The 19,823-nt window shown below is 39.0% G+C and carries 16 protein-coding genes and 5 tRNA genes; 17 read left to right on the forward strand and 4 right to left on the reverse strand.

Annotated features, from left to right (window positions below; genetic code table 11):
- Positions 1-2: 2 nt before the first annotated feature.
- The 7 genes from ADH99_RS09855 (at position 3) to ADH99_RS09885 (ending at position 3,544) form a co-directional block, all read left to right on the forward strand.
- A tRNA-Thr gene (locus ADH99_RS09855) sits at positions 3-75 on the forward strand.
- A 14-nt stretch (positions 76-89) separates the two neighbouring features.
- Positions 90-161: transfer RNA gene (locus tag ADH99_RS09860), tRNA-Gly, on the forward strand.
- Between the two features lie 25 nt (positions 162-186).
- Positions 187-272: transfer RNA gene (locus ADH99_RS09865), tRNA-Leu, on the forward strand.
- 17 nt (positions 273-289) lie between these two features.
- Positions 290-363: transfer RNA gene (locus tag ADH99_RS09870), tRNA-Arg, on the forward strand.
- 11 nt (positions 364-374) lie between these two features.
- Positions 375-448, forward strand: a tRNA-Pro gene (locus tag ADH99_RS09875).
- 130 nt (positions 449-578) lie between these two features.
- Positions 579-1,046 carry a CtsR family transcriptional regulator gene (locus tag ADH99_RS09880; protein WP_049555907.1) on the forward strand — a complete coding sequence of 156 codons (468 nt, stop codon included), beginning with the start codon at positions 579-581 and terminating at the stop codon, positions 1,044-1,046.
- A 20-nt stretch (positions 1,047-1,066) separates the two neighbouring features.
- Positions 1,067-3,544 carry an ATP-dependent Clp protease ATP-binding subunit gene (locus tag ADH99_RS09885; RefSeq protein WP_049555906.1) on the forward strand — a complete coding sequence of 826 codons (2,478 nt, stop codon included), beginning with the start codon at positions 1,067-1,069 and terminating at the stop codon, positions 3,542-3,544.
- A gap of 50 nt (positions 3,545-3,594) precedes the next feature.
- On the opposite strand, the gene ADH99_RS09890 is transcribed toward ADH99_RS09885, so the two are convergent.
- The gene (locus ADH99_RS09890; protein WP_049555905.1) at positions 3,595-4,452 is read right to left on the reverse strand and encodes a helix-turn-helix domain-containing protein; all 858 of its coding nucleotides are present in this window, start codon (positions 4,450-4,452) and stop codon (positions 3,595-3,597) included.
- A gap of 134 nt (positions 4,453-4,586) precedes the next feature.
- Here ADH99_RS09890 and ADH99_RS09895 point away from each other — a divergent pair, with 134 nt between their 5' ends.
- The 3 genes from ADH99_RS09895 (at position 4,587) to ADH99_RS09905 (ending at position 8,052) form a co-directional block, all read left to right on the forward strand.
- Complete coding sequence (locus tag ADH99_RS09895; protein WP_049555904.1) at positions 4,587-6,326, forward strand: M3 family oligoendopeptidase; 1,740 nt, start codon at positions 4,587-4,589, stop codon at positions 6,324-6,326.
- Between the two features lie 862 nt (positions 6,327-7,188).
- On the forward strand, positions 7,189-7,596 hold the full coding sequence (locus tag ADH99_RS09900) for a polyketide cyclase (protein ID WP_049555903.1): 408 nt from the start codon (positions 7,189-7,191) through the stop codon (positions 7,594-7,596).
- A gap of 12 nt (positions 7,597-7,608) precedes the next feature.
- Positions 7,609-8,052: a MarR family winged helix-turn-helix transcriptional regulator gene (locus ADH99_RS09905; RefSeq protein WP_049555902.1), complete on the forward strand. Its 444-nt coding sequence runs from the start codon at positions 7,609-7,611 to the stop codon at positions 8,050-8,052.
- 70 nt (positions 8,053-8,122) lie between these two features.
- On the opposite strand, the gene ADH99_RS09910 is transcribed toward ADH99_RS09905, so the two are convergent.
- Positions 8,123-8,527, reverse strand: a complete 405-nt coding sequence (locus tag ADH99_RS09910) for a hypothetical protein (protein WP_049555901.1) — start codon at positions 8,525-8,527, stop codon at positions 8,123-8,125.
- Between the two features lie 221 nt (positions 8,528-8,748).
- On the opposite strand from ADH99_RS09910, the gene ADH99_RS09915 reads away from it, so the two are divergent.
- Positions 8,749-10,974: a pneumococcal-type histidine triad protein gene (locus ADH99_RS09915; RefSeq protein ID WP_053091371.1), complete on the forward strand. Its 2,226-nt coding sequence runs from the start codon at positions 8,749-8,751 to the stop codon at positions 10,972-10,974.
- A 147-nt stretch (positions 10,975-11,121) separates the two neighbouring features.
- Positions 11,122-12,447 (forward strand): aminopeptidase C, encoded by a 1,326-nt coding sequence (locus ADH99_RS09920; protein WP_049555900.1) that lies wholly within the window; start codon positions 11,122-11,124, stop codon positions 12,445-12,447.
- A gap of 408 nt (positions 12,448-12,855) precedes the next feature.
- Here ADH99_RS09920 and ADH99_RS09925 read toward each other — a convergent pair whose 3' ends face one another.
- A complete protein-coding gene (locus ADH99_RS09925; RefSeq protein ID WP_049555899.1) occupies positions 12,856-15,381 on the reverse strand; it encodes an ABC transporter ATP-binding protein/permease in 2,526 nt (841 codons plus the stop codon).
- A gap of 149 nt (positions 15,382-15,530) precedes the next feature.
- Between ADH99_RS09925 and ADH99_RS09930 the strand changes: the two genes are divergently transcribed.
- Positions 15,531-15,935, forward strand: coding sequence for a cytidine deaminase (locus ADH99_RS09930; RefSeq protein WP_039849142.1), 405 nt, complete (start codon positions 15,531-15,533; stop codon positions 15,933-15,935).
- 35 nt (positions 15,936-15,970) lie between these two features.
- Here the strand turns inward: ADH99_RS09930 and ADH99_RS09935 are convergent, their stop codons facing one another.
- On the reverse strand, positions 15,971-16,684 hold the full coding sequence (locus ADH99_RS09935; RefSeq protein WP_049555898.1) for an SMI1/KNR4 family protein: 714 nt from the start codon (positions 16,682-16,684) through the stop codon (positions 15,971-15,973).
- Positions 16,685-16,827: 143 nt separating this feature from the next.
- Here ADH99_RS09935 and ADH99_RS09940 point away from each other — a divergent pair, with 143 nt between their 5' ends.
- From ADH99_RS09940 to ADH99_RS09955, 4 genes are all read left to right on the forward strand, one after another.
- Complete coding sequence (locus tag ADH99_RS09940) at positions 16,828-17,388, forward strand: LemA family protein (RefSeq protein ID WP_049555897.1); 561 nt, start codon at positions 16,828-16,830, stop codon at positions 17,386-17,388.
- Between the two features lie 32 nt (positions 17,389-17,420).
- Positions 17,421-18,311, forward strand: coding sequence for a zinc metalloprotease HtpX (gene htpX / locus ADH99_RS09945; RefSeq protein WP_005607040.1), 891 nt, complete (start codon positions 17,421-17,423; stop codon positions 18,309-18,311).
- Positions 18,312-18,390: 79 nt separating this feature from the next.
- Positions 18,391-18,696, forward strand: a complete 306-nt coding sequence (locus ADH99_RS09950) for a hypothetical protein (protein ID WP_049555896.1) — start codon at positions 18,391-18,393, stop codon at positions 18,694-18,696.
- Between the two features lie 209 nt (positions 18,697-18,905).
- Entirely contained in the window at positions 18,906-19,673 is a 768-nt protein-coding gene (locus ADH99_RS09955) for a hypothetical protein (RefSeq protein ID WP_049555895.1), read from the forward strand.
- Positions 19,674-19,823 lie beyond the last annotated feature (150 nt).

A 19,823-nucleotide genomic window follows, 5' to 3' on the forward strand; every position in this document is an offset into this window, starting at 1 on the left:
TAGCCGGCTTAGCTCAGTTGGTAGAGCATCTGATTTGTAATCAGAGGGTCGAGGGTTCAAGTCCTTTAGCCGGCATTAAAACCAAATTTGCGGAAGTAGTTCAGTGGTAGAACACCACCTTGCCAAGGTGGGGGTCGCGGGTTCGAACCCCGTCTTCCGCTTAGCCAATGTAAAACCATGGCCCATGCCGGGGTGGCGGAATTGGCAGACGCACAGGACTTAAAATCCTGCGGTCAGTGATGACCGTACCGGTTCGACCCCGGTCCTCGGCATTAACTAAATATACAATGCACCCATAGCTCAATTGGATAGAGTACTTGACTACGAATCAAGCGGTTACAGGTTCGACTCCTGTTGGGTGCATTTTTTACTTACGGGAATTAGCTCAGCTTGGTAGAGCACTTGGTTTGGGACCAAGGGGTCGTAGGTTCGAATCCTGTATTCCCGATAATTATGAAGAAAAGAAGCTAGACAAATGTCTAGCTTCTTTTTTGTTTTAAAGGCAATTTAATTGGCAATGAGGGAAAACTTTTGTATAATTAAAGTCAAATATAGTCAAGGTTAAAGGAGGAAGATGAATGCAAAATCAGAATCAAAATATGTCCGATTTGATAGAAAGTTATTTAAAAAATGTATTGCTTTCGAATGAAACAGTAGAAATCAGACGCAGTGAGATTGCAGATCAATTCAATTGCGTTCCTTCTCAAATTAATTACGTGATTAATACTCGTTTTACCATCCAACAAGGGTATGTCGTAGAAAGTAAGCGAGGTGGCGGTGGATATATCCGCATAATGAAAGTCAATTTAGTAGATGAAATGGATGTTCTAAACACTTTAGGAGATTTAATTCCGCCTCAATTATCAGTACGAGAAGCAAATCATTTATTACAAAATTTATATGAGAACGAATTAATATCAAAACGTGAAGCCCAAATGATGGCTTTGATGATGGAAAAGGACACGTTTCCAGTTTCTGTTAAAAATGGAGATGAAATTCGTAGTAATATGATGAAAAAATTAATCGATAACTTGAAGTATCGTTAGAAACAGAAAGGATAAAGTCCATGAGTGAAATTTTTACACCAAAAGCAAAAAGTGCGATGGTTTTAGCTGCTAGAGAAGCTATTTTATTTAAGCATCAGGCTGTCGGGACAGAGCATTTATTATTAGGATTAATCTTAGAACAAGAAGGGATTGCTGGACATGTACTACGTGCGGCAGGTCTCACAGCAGAAATCGTTCGTACGGAAATCGAATCACTGACAGGATATGGCTCAAACCGTAAACAGATGGATCCTTATTTAATGCCTTATTCTCCTAGAGCTAAAAAGGTGATTTTATCTGCTACAGATGAAGCAAAACGCCTCGAAGTGCCACAAGTAGGAACAGAACACTTATTATTAGCCTTATTACGTGAAGAAGTATTAGCAACGAAGATTCTTCGTGATAACCAAGTTGACCCTCAAGAATTAATGAAAGAAATCTACGGGAAAATAGGAATTCAACCTGCTAGTTCTGGAGCTGCTAAAAGAAAAGCCCGCCAAGAATCTAGCCAAGAGGGAACCCCTACATTAAACAGCTTAGCGCGTGACTTAACTGAATTAGCCCGTCAAGGAAAGATTGACCCAGTGGTTGGTCGTGAAGAGGAAGTACGCCGCATTATCCAAATCATTAGCCGTCGTACAAAAAATAACCCTGTCCTCGTTGGGGAACCAGGTGTTGGTAAGACAGCTATTGTTGAAGGCTTAGCTCAACGAATGGTCTCTGGAGAAGTTCCTGAAGAAATTGCTGAGAAGCGTTTAATGATGTTAGATATGGGTGCAGTCGTTGCAGGAACAAAATATCGTGGTGAATTCGAAGAGCGCATGAAGAAAATTTTGGATGAAGTATACCGCGAACAAGATGTGATTCTCTTTATTGATGAGTTGCATACGTTGATTGGTGCCGGTGGAGCGGAAGGTTCGATTGATGCTTCTAATATTCTAAAGCCTGCCCTTGCTCGTGGTGAAATCCAAGTTATTGGGGCGACAACTTTAGATGAGTATCAAAAATATATTGAAAAAGATGCAGCTTTAGAACGTCGTTTTGCCTCTGTTCATGTCAACGAACCTAGCGCAGATGACACTGTTGAAATTTTAAAAGGCCTTCGCAAACGTTATGAAGACCACCACCGTGTGGAAATCACAGACGCAGCGATTGAAGCAGCGGTACAATTATCGGTTCGTTATATTACATCTCGTAAATTACCAGATAAAGCCATCGACTTGATGGACGAAACAGCTGCAAAAGCCCGTCTGGACCGCAGTGGTAAACACTCACCACTTCAAAAACTCGAAGTAGAAGTGGCAGAACTCGCAGTGAAGAAAGACGAAGCGATTCGTGAACAAAAATTCGAAGAAGCAGCTCGTTTACGCAAGAAAGAACAAGCCAAACGCGACAAGCTTGAAAAACTTCGTCAAAAAGTAGAAATCGAAGCGAAACAAGAATTCGTTGCGGCCATTACTGATGAAGATATCGCAGAAGTGGTATCCCAATGGACTGGTATTCCATTAAAACAAATGGAGAAAAAAGAAAGTGAACGTCTCGTGCATCTTGAAAAAGAATTGCATCAACGCGTGATTGGACAAGAAGAAGCTGTATCAGCAGTGGCTCGTTCCATTCGCCGTGCGCGTAGTGGGTTGAAAGATCCAAGACGTCCAATCGGTTCATTCTTATTCCTTGGACCTACAGGGGTTGGTAAGACAGAGCTAGCCAAAACTTTAGCGGAAGCAATGTTTGGCGACCAAGACGCACTTGTTCGTATCGATATGTCTGAGTATATGGAGAAACACGCGGTTAGCCGTTTAGTGGGTTCACCTCCAGGATACGTTGGATTCGATGAAGGGGGACAATTAACAGAGAAAATTCGCAACAAACCTTACTCTGTGATTCTCTTAGATGAAATTGAAAAAGCCCACCCAGATGTGTTTAATATTTTATTACAAGTCTTAGATGATGGACATTTGACTGATTCAAAAGGACGTAAAGTCGACTTCAGAAATACGATTCTCATCATGACATCAAATCTTGGGGCAACAGCTCTCAGAGATGAAAAATCAGTTGGTTTCGGCGCGAAAACCATCCAACATGACCATGCTGCAATGGAAAAACGTATCCGTGAAGAGTTGAAGAATGCGTTCCGTCCAGAACTATTAAACCGTATCGACGAAATTATCGTCTTCCATAAATTAACGAAACCGGAATTACGTCAAATCGTTCAATTGATGACAAAAGATATTAAGACACGTCTTGCGGAACTCAATATCGAATTGAAATTCACTTCAGGTGTGATTGATTTAATTGCAGAAGAAGGATTCGACCCAGAATACGGGGCACGCCCAATTCGTCGTGCAATTCAAAAGAAAATCGAAGACCCACTAAGTGAAGCACTCCTCAGCGGAGAAATTCGCTTCGGCCAAAAAGTGACAATCGGTTCTCAAAAAGGGAAAGTGACGATTAAAGAAACAAAAGTCGCTCCTAAAAAAGAAGCTGTAAAAGTTTAATATTATAATGAAAACAGCCACTTCTATGCTATATAGAAGTGGCTGTTTTTTTAGTAACTTTGTTTTTGTAAGAGTAAGTGACAGAGCGTAAGGTCGTTCATGTCCTTGACGTTGAGCCCAGTTTGTTCTGCAAAACGATCGATGCGATACTGCAAGGTATTCCGATGTAAGAACAATTTTTTACTAGCTTTTGAGACATTTCCATGGGCATCCCAAAGTGCTTCAACGACCTCTTTTACTTCTTCTACGTTTAAAAGAAGGAGTAGTTCATCCGCAATCGGGGCAATATCCACCAGTCCATTGGCGATTCCCCATAGGAGAACAGGAGAAAACTCGAGGCAAGAACGTTTGTGAGAATGTAATAAATATTCAACAAATAGAGCTTTCTCGGCTTGGTATAGTAAGGGTGTATTCGTATTGGTCGCCCAGCGGTTCCCAATAAAGATTTGTAGCTCTACCGCAAAGTCGTCTTCAATAGCGGATTTTACTTCAAAAAGAGTGCTAGCAAGAGCGGTTGAGACTCCCGGATTCACGACCAGCGTGTAATGATGGCGGAAATTTTTGAAGATAGCAAGCGCCCCAACGGTTAGGTTCTCGACGAATTCTAACCAGTCTTTTTCGTGAAAGACACCTTCCTGTTTTGGAAAGACGGCTAAATGCACGCTTTGAATATATGCGATCTCGCTTGGAAGAGCCCCTTTTCCTTCCAAGTAGGCAAGCCAAGGATGCGTTGGAGCAGTTGCTTTTGTCGGTTGTGTAGTTAATGTTTGAATGAGGAATCGTTCACGTTCTGATAAACTTTCTTCTAAGAGAAAAATCGTTTCGCCGTTCAACTGTACAGGAACAGTATTTTGAGTCGATTCTCCAAGAAGGGCATCTGGGAACAATTCTTTCCAAGTCTTTTTCATAAGAACTCCTTTTTGAACAGTGTTTGCCCTTTAAGTATACACGTTGTTTGGGGGAGAATAAAGGTACTTACACTATGAATTTTTAGAAAAATTGGGTAGAATAAAATATATAGTGAAAATAAGGGGGATCCAAAATGTCAACAGAATGGTCATTAAAAGAAATCTATCCTTCATTTGAAAGTGAAGAGTTTAAACGTGATTTTGAACGTTTTTCAAACTTTAGAGAGGTATTCAACGGCTTAACGCTCGAAGATAACTTAGAGTCTATCAAAGCGGCAATTGCGGCACTAGAAGAGTTTAGTGTATTAAGTAGTCGTCTTGGGAACTACATTAATTTAACATTAACTGCTAACACGACAGACGAAACAGCGAATAAATACCGTACTTTATTCGGAAATGCGTATGCTGCGTTAAACAGTGCGTATACAAAAGTCTACAAATTTATTGGAAGCGTGGAAACAGATATCACATCCGACGAAAATCTAAAAGACTACGAATTCTACTTTGCAGAAGCAAAACAACAATACAAACATCTATTATCAGATGAATTAGAAGATGTGATCGCGAAATTCTCTATCAGCGGTGGAGACGGTTGGGAACAACTTTTCGAAGCGATGACTTCAGGCGTTGAAGGCGAATTTAAAGGCGAAAAAGTAACGCTTAGCGAAATTCGTAATATGGCGTATGATGCTGATGCAGCGGTTCGTAAAGAAGCGTACGAAACAGAGTTGAAAATGTACGATACCATCAAAGAACCAATCGCATTTGCCTTAAACAATATTAAACAACAAGTATTAACAGAAACAAGCTTACGTGGATTCGAATCTCCACTAGCGCAAACATTAGAAGCATCTCGTATGTCTCGTAAAACATTGGATGCGCTTCTTGAAGCGATTCGCGAATATTTACCACAATTCCGCGCTTACTTAAAACATAAAGCAGCACTCTTAGGTCATGAAAATGGATTACCATTCTACGACTTATTTGCACCAATCGGAGAAAGCTCACGTCGTTTCACAATCGAAGAGTCTAAAGAATTCTTATTAGAAAACTTCAAAGGCTTCTCGGAAGATTTAGCCGAGATGACAAAAGAAGCTTACGAAAACAACTACATCGACTTCTTACCACGTAAAGGAAAAGTGGGAGGCGCGTTCTGTAGCAACCTGCCATTCATCAAACAATCACGTATCTTAACAAACTTCTCTGGTTCATTAAGCGACGTTGTAACAATTGCGCACGAATTAGGACATGCATACCACGGTTTACACATCGAAAACCACCGTGTATTAAACCAAGAGTACTCAATGCCTGTTGCTGAAACTGCGTCAACGTTCAATGAAAATATCGTGATGAATACAGTGATTAGACAAGCGAGCGATGCTGAAAAAGTAGCCTTACTTGAATCACAATTACAAGATACAACACAAATCATCGTGGACATCTACTCACGTTACTTATTCGAATCAGCAGTATTTGAAAACCGTGAAAAGAGCTTCATGTTCTCGAAAGATTTAGAAAAATTAATGTTGGATGCGCAAAAAGAAGCATACGGCGACGGATTAGATCCAGACGCAATGCATCCATATATGTGGGCTTGCAAACCGCACTACTACAGCAGCGGCTTAAGCTTCTACAACTTCCCATACGCATTCGGAGGATTGTTCTCTAAAGGTTTATATGCCATCTATCAAGAGCAACCTGAAGGATTCGTTGAGAAATATCAAGAGTTATTGCGTGCGACAACAGTAACTTCTGCGGAAGATACTGCGAAGGTGTTGGGTGTAGATGTAGAAGATAGCGCATTTTGGAAGAAAGCATTGGCGCAAGTTGCCGACAACATCGAGCAGTTCATTGCTTTAACTACGGTGAAATAAAAACAGAATATCTGACAGATTCATCCATCTTTTGATGGGATGGATAAACCTTCGAGCATCAGTTGGATGATTGAAAGAGTCATAGTGGGGTACCGGCTCGTGCCTGTAGTCACTCACCTTTGAAGCCTCAAAGAGGGAGTAAGGAATCAATTCCTAACTCCCTCTTATTCGTTTCAATACGATTTCCCACTATTCTTTCAATCCACTGATGCTCTTTTTGTTTATCCATAGTGCTCTACAATTGGAGCAGCCAGATATTCTGTTTATTTTTGTTAAAACAACTCACGTAAAAGACACTGGTGCTTCCAATGTACTTCGAGCCCTTTCGGAACTCTTCATAGCAATCATTATAGCTGTATCGGGCTGAGTCTTACGTCTCAGCTCCTATCGAGCCTCAAATTGACTCTAGGAAATAAATTTCCAGAGTCACTAATTCGCATCGATTACACTCGCTATGATGATTGCTATAGAATCCGAAGGACTCTTTCGTACTTTTATGGAGTTTGTTTTTGTTTTATTCCTGCGAGTTTGTAGGGCTTCGCAAGATATTTTTATGCTTTCCTTTTTTGATGGACTGCTGCGATGTTATCGGCAATGCTTAGGAAGGGAACGCATTGTCACTGAGAGTTACTTGAAGGGAGGAGAAGAGACCTCAATAGTGGTGGGGACTTCGTTAGAGGAAGGGGCCACGTTTTATTGCCGAATCCGAAGGGCTCTTTCATTCTTTTTAAGAATATTCTATCCTAGTTGTGAATTTCCATGATTTGTATGCTAGTAATAAAATCAATAAAGATTCTATTCTGTTTGACACTAATGATAAAAATATTTATAATAAGTATACTTATTATAAGGAGGAAGAATTATGGAATTTAGTTTTAGCTTAAAAATCCAAACAACTAAAGAAGAGGCTTGGGAGTACTATGCCAATATTGAAAAATGGTATACTTGGGAGGAAGATTTAAAAAATATTACTTTAAAAGGTAATTTTGAAACAGGTTCAAAAGGAATTATGGAGCTTGAAGGCATGCCTCCAATGGAATACGAACTTACTCATGTAAAAGTATTTGAAGAATTTTGGGATAAAACGGCTACTCCATTTGGGGATATACTTTTTGGACATCAAATTATCGATAATAATGATGGGAGTGTAATTATAAAACATTCTGTAAGCTTAGATAGTGAAGTTATCCAACACTTGGAATTTTTAAAACAAGTTTTTTCAGATGTTCCAGACTCTATCTTTATTCTAAAAAAATACTTAGAAAGTTAAGGTGATCTTTGATTGTTTACATCAAAATATAAGAATGATTCTGAGAAATCGACCGGTTTGCTATTTATGAGAGCCTATAATAAATGGCATTTTGTGATTAAACAAGAACTAAAAAAAATTAACCTAACACATCCTCAGTTTGTAGTCTTAGCTGCACTTGCTTATTTACTGCAAACTGAAAATGAGGTTACTCAAGTAATGATTTCTAAACTTTCGGGAATAGATGTTATGACGGTGTCTCAAATTTTAAGTTTGTTGGAAAAAAAGGATTTTGTAAAAAGACAAGAACATTCCAGAGATACTAGAGCAAAAGCCGTTATTTTGAATGAAAAAGCTGAATTAATATTAAAAGAAGCAGTACCTAAAATTGAACATATTGACGAAATGTTCTTTGGAAAATTAGGGAATGATGAGGATACTTTTAAGTATTATCTTGGAAGATTGAATGAGGAATAAAAAAACACCGGTTTAGCCGGTGTTTTTTTGTAAATGAAATATATAGGAATATCGTCTCCATTAAAGAGTTTTAAGCCTGTTTTCTTCGTTTGAAGAATTTGTAGATAAGGAATAACAATTGGTGAAATAAAGCAATTGCGAAGATACTTAAGAGGCCTTCATGATTTAGGAGGAATTCTTTTTTTGAAATATCAAAAGTTCCAACTAAGAAAGCAAGTAGCGTAGAGATGCTTAAAGCTATTGATTTTTTCCACTCAAGGAGGTTCGTGTTCTTAACTGCCATTTTAAAAAGTGGAAACAGATAAATTCCAGATAGCAAAATACAACCAACAAGCGATTGGAAATCAAATCGGAATATCCCGCCTTTTGGAGCTTCGCTAATGACATCCATGTATTTAGCCCAGATAAAAATAACTCCCCAAAGCAATCCGTATAAGCTATTCATTAAGATGAGTTTTTTGAAAGAAGAATTCATAATAAGCTCCTTTTGGTAATTGATTTTCTGTTAGTATAATTCAAATTTTTTATTTATCGATTAAAACTCGATTCTTTTAGGAATTTTTTAAACAGTTATAATTAGAGTTAAAAGTTTAAGATTGAAGATTTTCCTCACAAAGTGGTTGACAGAAGCAAGGTAGGGTAGTATATTGTAAAACGTAATAAATACGATTTAGAATATTTTTTGGGGGGAATTCAATGAAATTACTGAAGAAATCACTCTTTATTGGAAGTGCTAGTATCGCTTTATTAGGCGGATTTGTTTGGGTGAATCAACAAGGCGCTATGAAACAAGAAGAACCAGTTACAGAGGATACAACAAAAGAAGAAATCGATAAGGAAAAAATGGCCAAATACGAGAAAGCGGCTGAAGAAATTAAAAAGAATAAACCTAAAACTATCGTGGGTGAAGTTTTTACGAATGGATATCTTAAAAAACACGGAGATCACTATCATTTCGTCTATGGAGAAGTTCCAAAAGATGCTATTTTCGAGCATAAAAACGGGAAGACACCTTATCCATTGAATTCTACCGAGGACCATTATACTTTTGATTTCAAAGATGTTGTTGAGGAGAATGAGCTTGGTTATGTGGTGAGACACGGAGACCATTACCACTTTATTTATAAGAGTCAATTAAATCAAACCGCGCATTCGTTTTCTTCACCAGGTCTAGTTCAATCCAATTTTGGAGGAACAACCGGAGCATTCCTGTCAACACCTCCTTCAAGTTCTAGAGAGGAGAATCAAACACCTGACACCTCTTCAAGTGAAAAACAATTTCCAGGAATTCATTATCCTACGAGCGATGGATTTTTATTTGATGGAAATCATATTATCGGAAAAACAAGCAGATATTTATTAGTAGCTCATAATGGTAGTTTAAAAGATGTTCATGTCATTCCGTATGAGCAACTCGTAAATAGTCAATGGGAATATTTGATTCCTAAAGAAAACCTAGAAGAAGCCAGAGCGCGGTATTATGGTCGAAAGGTTGAGGAAGCACCCGAGACTAACGAACCAAATACTACGCAGGAACCGACTCCTTCTGAAAATACGACTCAGGAGAATAAAGCGGAAAAAGAGTTAGAGAGAAAAATCGAGGAAAAAATTGCTCGAATTATGAAAGAATATGGGGTTAAACGAGACCAAATTGTGGTTGATAAGGAAAAGAACTCCATTATTTATCCTCATGGAGATCATCATCATGCAGAACCGATTGATGAGAGTAAACCGTTTAGTGGCGGGCATTCTCATCATAATTATGAAACCTCTAAACCAGAAGATGGAGTAGCCAAAAAACGGAATAATAAAGTGTATACTGGTGCGGAATTAGAAGAAGCAATTGCACTGTTGAAAGCAAGCACCTTTAACAACCAGGCTTTTACTTTAGCCAATGGGCAAAAGCGTGTTTCATTCACATTTGCTCCGGGAATCGACGAGAAATTAGGAACGAATATGATTGTGAAACTCACGACTCCAGACGGTCATCAATTAGAGAAACTATCTGGTCGAGTGTTTGGGGACGGAGTTGGAAATATTGCGAACTTTGAACTTCTTAAATCGTATCTTCCAGGAGAAACATTTAAATATAGTATCACTTCAAAAGATTATCCAGAAGTTCATTATGAAGGGATATTCACAGTGACCGCATCTCTTGCTTATGAAATGGCTAGTCATACTGTTTTCTATCCGTTTTATGCCGGGGACACTCATCTCAGATTGAAACCACAGTATAAGATTCCGGGAGGAACAGAAGCATTGGTACGTGTCTTTGATGAATTCCACGGGACACCATATTTGGAAAATAATTATAAAGTAGGGGAAATTCAGTTGCCGATTCCTGAAGCCTATAAAGGAGTCACTTCTACTCCGGGGAATGTCATTCGTGTGACCTTTATGGCGAACCCTTACGAAGAAAATGAATCGTATTATGTGGTTGAAGTCCCTGTCTTAGATCCAAAACAAAAGACGGAAGAACCGGGAGTGCTCAAACAATTCCAAGAGCATGCGCAAAAAGACGCAGAAAATACGAAACCAACCACAGCAACTGCAGGGGAAAAGGAACAAGGAGAAAAAGAAAACCAACCAGAAGAGACGCCTCAGAGCACTTCAGAAGAACAAAAGGAAACAACGAAAGAAGAGAAACCTTCAGACTCAACTTCTAAGCCAAGCACTTCGCAATCCCAATCTGAAACTCCATCGACTCCAAAGCCTCATGAAAATGAAGGAAGTGAGCCAAGTTTAGATTCAGGAGAGAATGATGAGCCTGCAGTGGACCCTGTCCAAGAAAAACTTGCTAAGTTTGCAGCTGGTTATGGCGTAGGATTAGATAGTTTAGTCTTTAATATGGATGGCACAGCGGAATTGCGCTTGCCGGACGGTAGGTCCATTCCAATCAATATGGCAGATTTTACTAAATAAGAGGATATAAGAAAAAGACGGTAGAGATACCGTCTTTTTTGATGGAAGCAAAATATAAATGATATTGTTGCTTTTTTATTAAATCGTATTGCATCCGTTTCTTAAGAGGAGTACGATAAGAATATTAAGGTTAAAGGAGATGAAGTTATGTTTACGTTAACGAAGGAATTGACGAAACAATATAAAGAAAGTTTTCAAAGTAAGCCAGAGCGTATCGTGGCGCAAAATGCTGCGGTGAAGAATGGCTTGAAAGGTGCTAGTGAAACAGTCGCCTCTGTTGTGGAAAATCAGCCGGTGTATTCGATTGATTTGGAGCACGGAAAAGTAGCCAATCAAAAGGCTTCTGGTCGTTGCTGGATGTTTGCGGCGCTCAATACGTTCCGCCACAGACTTTTTAATAACTTCAAGCTCGAAGAATTTGAACTCTCACAAAGCTATACATTCTTCTGGGATAAATACGAAAAGGCCAATTATTTCCATGAAAATATTTTAAAAACAGCGGGCGAACCTGTGACAAGCCGCAATGTAGCCTTCCTTTTACAAACCCCTCAACAAGACGGTGGGCAATGGGATATGATCGTGTCTATCTTCAAGAAATATGGGGTTGTGCCAAAGAGTGTGATGCCGGAAAGTTTTTCAAGCTCGGCTTCAAGCGATTTGAACAAATACTTAAATAAAAAACTTCGACAAGATGCAAAAGTGCTCCGTGACTTAGTGGCAAGAGGTGCTAGCGAAGCGGAAATCAACGAAACGCGTAAACAATTAATGCAAGAAGTGTATGACTTACTTAGCGTGACTCTTGGAACTCCACCAGAAACATTCGATTTCGAATATCGTGATAAAGACAAGGAATTCCACCGTCACTTGAATTTGACACCACAAAGCTTCTTCGAGCAATTCGTGGGCTTAAACTTGGACGATTATGTGTCTATCATCAATTCACCGACAGCGGACAAACCATTCAACCGTTCCTACACTGTTGATATGCTTGGAAATGTCGTTGGCAACCAAGTGCGCTACTTGAACCTTGATATGGCAACCTTCAAAGAGTTAGCGATTCGCCAATTAGAACAAGGGGAATCTGTATGGTTCGGTTGCGATGTCGGTCAATCTTCAAACCGTGGTAACGGTCGTCTTGCGCTGAATAACTTTGACCTTAAAGGTTTAACGGGAATCGATTATTCACTCACAAAAGGCGAACGTCTTGAATATGGCGACAGCTTAATGACGCACGCGATGGTATTAACAGGGGTGAACCTTGTCGATGGCAAACCAAACCGCTGGAAAGTGGAAAACAGTTGGGGTGAAGAATCTGGGGTTGAAGGGTTCTGGATGATGAGCGATGCGTGGATGGATGAGTATACGTATCAGATTGTTATCAGAAAAGACTTGCTTACAAAAGAGCAACTCGACGCTTTCAACAGCGAACCAATTGTATTAGCACCATGGGATCCAATGGGGTCCTTAGCCTAATCTTGTAAAAAACAAAATAAGTCCTCTGGACATCTTCATAGTGGTGACAGTAAAGGCACCGGATTGAGCCGAAGTCTCAATTCCTAGCAAGCTTCAAACCGAGGGTAAGTGATGAATCACGAACCCTCGGTAATTCACATTGCTTGCATCTCTTTACTGTTCCCACTATAGAGTCCAGAGGATTTTTGTTTTTTAGTTTTAGGTAATAGAATCCGTGCTTCCTAGAGCCAAATCAATTGGTTGTGAAAAGTCGAGTTGTCTTTCACTTTTTATGGCTAGGGGTGCTGAATACAGCTTTCTAAAATTAACATATTTGTTAATTAACATATATGTTAATTTTGGAAATGTAGGCAATAAAAAAGGTGGGTAAAGGGCTGGGCCTTTATCCACCTTTTTAAATTTTAATGGCTATTCGCTGCGGAGCGATTCGACTGGGTCTTTCTTCGCTGCAATGCGTGAAGGGATGAGACCAGCTAAGACTGTAAGAACGATAGAAATGAGAATTAGGATAAGAGCGGCATCCCATGGTAATTGTGCAACGCCATCGACCTTGGTTGTTTGAGCAACAATCGCATTAATAGGGAAAGTCGCAAGGAGCGTAATCGCGATACCGAGTACTCCGGAAATAAATCCTTCGATAGCAGTTTCTGCGGTAAAAATGCGACGGATATCTTTCTTGGAAGCCCCCATTGCACGTAGGATTCCGATTTCTTTTGTACGTTCAAGAACCGAGATGTACGTGATAATCGCAATCATAATCGATGATACGATAAGCGAGATAGCTACGAAACCAACAAGTACGGTTGTAATCACGCCCACCATTGTTGTAATGGATGACATGATGGTTTGAATATCGTCGGAGTAGGCGAGCACTTTATCGTCTTCGCCGGCATCTTTTTTGGCCGTGTTATAGGCGTTGATGAAGTCCTTCAACTCTTGTTTTTGTTGGAACGAAGAGGTGTAGAACTCGATGGCAGCCGGTTTGGATTTGTCGATAACCCCCAATTTTGCCAAGTTTTCTTCGTAAGTGGCAGCCAAGTTGTCGTTGTATTGTTGGACGTATTGCGCTTGTTGTTCAGGCGTCATTTTTGCCAATTGAATTTTTTCTTCTTCGGTTAAATCAGCCGAATTGAATGGTTTTGGATCTTTGGCAAATTCTTTTCCAGTAAATACGTTGATGGTTGGATTGGCTTCTTGCTCCTTCACGATGTCACTATTTTGAATTTGCTCAGAAGTGTAATCGATAAGGGCGCTTGTATAGGCCACACCACCAGAAGGAGAGTTCACACTAGATCTTGTGCCTTCTTTTTGACGAAGAACACCGACGATTTTAAGCTCAAGGCCATTCTCGATTTGTGTCTTCATATACGATTTGTCGTCAATTTTATTAATCCATTGGTTGTTCTCCTTAACGAATCGGCTCGTGTTGACAACGGCTTTGAATGTTTTTCCGATGAAATCACTATATTGATATGTTTGAGAACCTAATTCATCTAGTTTTTTTGCATCGTTTAATTCGCTAGGATCTTTGATACGTAAACTATAGAGTAACAAATCACTAATTTCGTTATTCTCATCGGCAATCAGAACGATTTCTGATTTATCTGTTGGCAAACGTCCTTCCAAAACATCGTACTGACTTTCTAACATGTTCGTATCACTCGAAAGTTCACTCCAATAGTCAATATTATGCAAGTAGCCTTTCATTGTTTGGTTAGAAGTTTCGACTTCATCTGCAAGAGTGGAAGGAAGGATACTTTTTGGGCCGTTGGAAGTATCGCTTTCATAAATGTAAGGTTGTAAATTGTATTGATAACGAACATCTTTTGTAAGAGCTTCGACTTGAGAAGCATTCTCTTCCAAATATTTTTTAAAAGAAGCTAAATCATTTTTACCAATTTGTTTTTTTAATAATTTTGTAAGGACAGTATTAACGCCAAGCTCATTATTGTCTTTATAAGGCTTTTCGCTTAAGTCCGGAGAGGTCGCTAGCAGATTACTTTGGTTCTGCTCGCTAATCGTCAGCGGAAGAGAGACGAGGGTATCTTCTTGCACCTTCTTCACGTAGTCGCTCACCCCATTCGAGAGCGCTAGGATAAGGGCAATCCCGATAATCCCGATGGAACCAGCAAAGGCAGTCAGGAAGGTACGGCCTTTCTTCGTCAATAAGTTATTAAACGAAAGAGCAAGAGCCGTCATAAAGTTCATTTTCGTCTTCGTGAACTGAATGTCGCCTTGTGTTTTCTCTTCTGTTGGTTCGTATGGATTCGAATCGCTCAAGATGTTTCCATCTAATACTTGTACGATACGTGTGGAGTAGGTCTTTGCAAGTTCTGGGTTATGCGTCACCATGATAACCAGACGTTCCTTGGCGATGTCTTTTAATAACTCCATGATTTGAACTGAAGTCTCGGAATCGAGCGCTCCTGTAGGTTCGTCAGCTAAAACGACTTTTGGATTATTCACAAGGGCACGCGCAATCGCGATTCGTTGCATTTGTCCCCCAGACATCTGACTTGGTTTCTTATATAAATGGTCTTTTAGGCCAACTCGTTCGAGCGCTTCGATGGCACGTTTTTTGCGTTCAGCTTTTGAAACACCAGAGAGCGTCATCGCAATCTCGACGTTAGAGAGTGCCGTTTGGTGGCCGATGAGATTATACGATTGGAAAACAAATCCGATCGTGTGGTTTCTGTAACTATCCCAATCGCGGTCTTTAAATTGCTTTGTTGATTTTCCTTGGATGAGTAAATCACCAGACGTGTATTGGTCGAGTCCACCGATGATATTTAATAGGGTGGTTTTCCCAGAACCCGATTGCCCGAGAATGGAGATAAACTCATTTTCACGAAAGCGAATCGAGATATCCTTCAACGCGTGAAACTCTTGATTAGCTGTATGATAAACTTTTGAAATATGTTGTAACTGTAGCATCATTTAGCTCCTTTCATAGTTGGGTTAAGTGTACCACAGATGAAGGGGCATAACCTAGGACTCTGGTCGGAAATTTAAATTTTTGAGTATTGAAACTATTATTAAAATCTGTATAATAGGAATACAACATAAAAAAAGGAGTTCAACGAATGACAATTGATAAAGTAGCTCTTATGGAGCAAGCAAAAGAAGTATTAAAAAATGCCTACTGTCCTTATTCAAAATTTCCTGTAGGTGCGGCTGTTTTATACAAGGATGGTCGTGTGATTACAGGAGCGAATGTGGAGAATGTATCGTTTGGTGTGACAAACTGTGCCGAACGTAGTGCTATTTTTTATGGAGCTTCGCAAGGCTACCGCCAAGGAGATATTGCAGCCATTGCAGTTGCAGGAAAGACAGAAGGCTTCTTACCTCCTTGTAATATTTGCCGTCAAGTCATGGTTGAATTCTGTGGACCAGAAACTCCAGTATTTCTATTGAATGGAAAAGGAGATATCCTTGAATTAAAATTAGAGGAGTTAGTTCCTTACTCATTCACAACATTGAATATGTAATCAAAAAGGCTTTAGAACATTGTTCTAAAGCCTTTTTATGATTCTGGTTGGCTGTATTGGCAACAGATTTGATACTCTGGATACGAAGAAAATTGTAAGGAGAGATACGATTGAACAAACTGAAATCTCTCCAGAGCAATATTTCGCTCATCTTCATTTTTAGAATGTTCCAAGAGGTATGCAACCCAACGTAGAAATAGCTGGGGAGAGGTATCTTGCAGAATTTCTAGTAGCTCTTCTTGATAGGGGAAGTTTTCTTGTCCCATGTGTTGGTTTAAAGTATGAATAGAGATCCAATCTTTTGAATCATAAGAAATCTCTTCGGTAGTTTCCTGTAATTGGTCTAGAAAAGAGGAAAAGTTCTCCGCTAAGGTGAGCCATTGATCCATTTCCGTATCCACTAAACGAATACTTGGTTCTGAATGGGGTCCTTTTTGGACATCAAAGCAATAATATACAGGGCCATCTTGGAAGAAGACAATCAAATACTCAGGTAGAGAAGTCTGCTTACTTTGCCATTCTTCGCAAAGAATACTAGGGAACAAATCACCCGAAGTAAAGCCGCAAATTCCATTACACAAAGCATAATCAATCCCAAATCGAGTAGGATCGCTTGTATAAATTTTAGTTTTTTTGAAGTATCCTGCTCCATTTTTGAGAATAAAATCGATATACGCTTTAGGAATAGGCAAAGGATACTCTTCAGGGATATCCTGTTGGATGGGGGATAAAAAGTGGTTTTGAATCATAAATCTCCTTCAGGCTGTTCATTTTGACTAGAGAAGGATGTACACAGCCTTATAATCTGATATAATATACTTATCTTCTATTTTACACGTATTTTTGAAAATATGGTATAATAGGGGTACTTAAATTAAAGGAGCGTGACAATATGTCAGTACTATATACTATATTAGGAATTGTCGTTGTGCTAGTTATTTGGGGCGTTTTTGCTTACAACAGCCTTGTACAACAAAAAAACTGGGTGAAGGAAGCATGGGCACAAATCGATGTTCAATTGCAACGTCGTAATGACTTAATTCCAAACCTTGTTGAAACGGTTAAAGGATATGCAAAACACGAACAAGAAACATTATCTCAAGTAATTGCGATGAGAAACCAAATCGCTGGGATGGGAAATGACGTTTCACCACAAGAAAAAATGGATGCATCTAACCAATTATCAGGTGCTTTAAAAACTGTTTTTGCTTTGGCTGAAAGCTATCCAGATTTAAAAGCCAACACTAATTTCTTAAACTTACAAGAAGAATTGACAAATACAGAAAACAAAATTTCTTATTCTCGCCAATTGTACAATTCAAGTGTTGCGAAATACAATATTACTGTTGAATCTATTCCAACAAACATTGTTGCTGGATTTGGTGGATTTACAAAAGAAGAATTGTTAGAAACTCCAGTAGAAGCTCGTAAAGTTCCTGAAGTTAAATTCTAATCAATAGTTAATCTGAAGGAAGGAGTACTGATATGTTACATCAGCAAATTGCTTCTAATAAAAGAAGAACAATTGTTGTGATTGCTTTATATATGGTGCTCTTCATCGCGGTAGGAATCGGTATTGGGTATTTTACATTAAATAATGCAACAGCTGGAGTAATCCTTGCTGTAGTGATTGGTGGAATTTATTCATTGATGATGATTTCGAATGCGACAAATGTAGTGATGCAGTTAAATCATGCCCGAGAAATCACGGATAAGAATCAAGCGCCAATGTTATGGAATATTGTGACAGATATGTCGATGGTTGCTCAAGTTCCAATGCCCCGAGTGTTTATTATTCAAGATGAATCTCCGAATGCTTTTGCAACAGGAAGTTCGCCTCAAACCGCTGCAGTAGCAGTGACAACAGGGTTACTTGAACGATTAAATCGTGAGGAATTGGAAGGCGTTATTGCTCATGAATTTGGGCATATTCGCAACTATGATGTTCGTTTACAAACCATCGCTATTGCGCTTGGAGCAGTCATCGCATTACTGGTTCAATTCGGTAGTCGAATGATGTTCTGGGGTGGCGGAAGAAGAAGTAGTGATAATGATGATGAAGACGGAGCCAATGCAATTTTTATGGTAATTGGTCTAGTCGCAATGATTCTTGGACCTTTTATGTCGACGATTTTACAACTCGCATTATCCAGAAACCGTGAATATTTAGCGGATGCAACAGCAGTCGAATTTACAAGAAATCCTTATGGGCTTATTTCTGCCCTAAGAAAGATTTCTGAAGCGCCACCAATGACGGAAGCGAATAAACAAAGTGCAACATTATACATTTCGAATCCGTTTGGAGAAAGTGGAGATTCTCTTTTTGCAACCCACCCTTCAACGGAAAACCGTATTAAACGTTTAGAAAAAATGTAGAAATTAGACTGGGGGCTTCCTCAGTCTTTTTGTTTTCAGAAAGTGGAACTTTTTAGCGATAAGGAAAGAGGTTAGGTTGATGTCATTCATTAGAAAAAATGTACTACTGGAAGAGGGGACGTTCTTTTATTATCTACATGAAGAAAGCCTCTTTCACGAAGAATCTTATAAGGAATTATGTAGGTATATTGAAGGGTTGGAATCTATTTCGTTAGAGGATTTTAAAGACCTGGTATTTCTTCATCACCAAGTGATTCGTCATTTAGTGTATCATTTTGATCCTGTGGATATTGTTGAATTAAAGAACTTTCCAACAGATTATTGGGAAGTGATTGAAAGAATAGACATTGCGGTGAAAAGAATCACTCAGAAAGTCAAATGCTAAGAATGGACACTCCAAAAGAAGGTAAGAAAGAGAGTTGAAGAAATCGCTCCAACTCCTTTTGTGTATAGAGGGTGGAAATTTTACTTTAGAATATTGCTAAATTGTTACAAAAGAAAACGGTTCAATTGTAAAATGTAATCTAATTTATATGTTTTATAGTTTGAAAATCATTTATAATGGAGATTATAAAACTTAGGAGGTGGGAGTCTGTGGCAAAACAATTGTATATCCATTATGATAGCGTATCGAACCATGTGTTGGCTAAATCGATCGCGTTCCATTTGTCTGCCTTACCACAGTCTGAAATTCCTCAAAATATCCTCCTTTTGAATGGGAAATCTAGTCTTGCCACTCATGATGCTTATACTGGATTTATGTGGATTAAAGGACGCAAAAATGTGTTGGAATATCTTCAAGGTGTAGCAGAAGGGAAAGAAACTCCATCAAACTGGGTTGATTTTGACTCTATTGAATTCGTTCATCAACTCACGCCGCAAGAGATTGCTGATTTACTCTATATCTCTCATGCGAAAACACATTTACACTCACCATTTTTCTATAAATTACAAAATAATTTTATTTACCTATGTTTGGATAATGAATATTCTAAAGTGTATTATCGAAAAATCGAACAGTTTTTACCGCTCTTATCAAGACAAGTACAAATTGAGATGACGGATATTTTAAATCAATCACCGAAGTTTTTCTTCTTTGGTTCTGAAAAAGAAGCAGAAGCGATTTCGATTGAAGCTTTAAAAGAAATGATGCCTCTTTACCGCGAAGGAATCAGTTTGGCATTTGATCAAGTGAATAAGCAAGAGGATGTTTATGAAATACCGATTTTCTTGACGGAAGATCGTTACCATTACGCGAATAAAGCAGTGACGCAAAATGTACGCATTGGACAATTAACATATAACGAAACGTATCAAAATTGGAAAATTTCGGCAAAATTACCAATGACGGATGCCATTTAAAACACTTTTCAAAGAGAATCTTTGGAAGGTGTTTTTTGTTGGTTTTGTCTGAACTTGTAAGGCTTCCGCCGTTTTGTTATACTGTAACGTGCAAGGTTATTATCTAAAATAACAGACATGGACCACATAGATTGGTCGTTCGCTGGAAGC

It is taken from the genome of Granulicatella sp. 572.rep1_STHE (genome assembly GCF_001073445.1).
In the GTDB taxonomy this organism is placed as follows: Bacteria; Bacillota; Bacilli; order Lactobacillales; family Aerococcaceae; genus Granulicatella; species Granulicatella adiacens.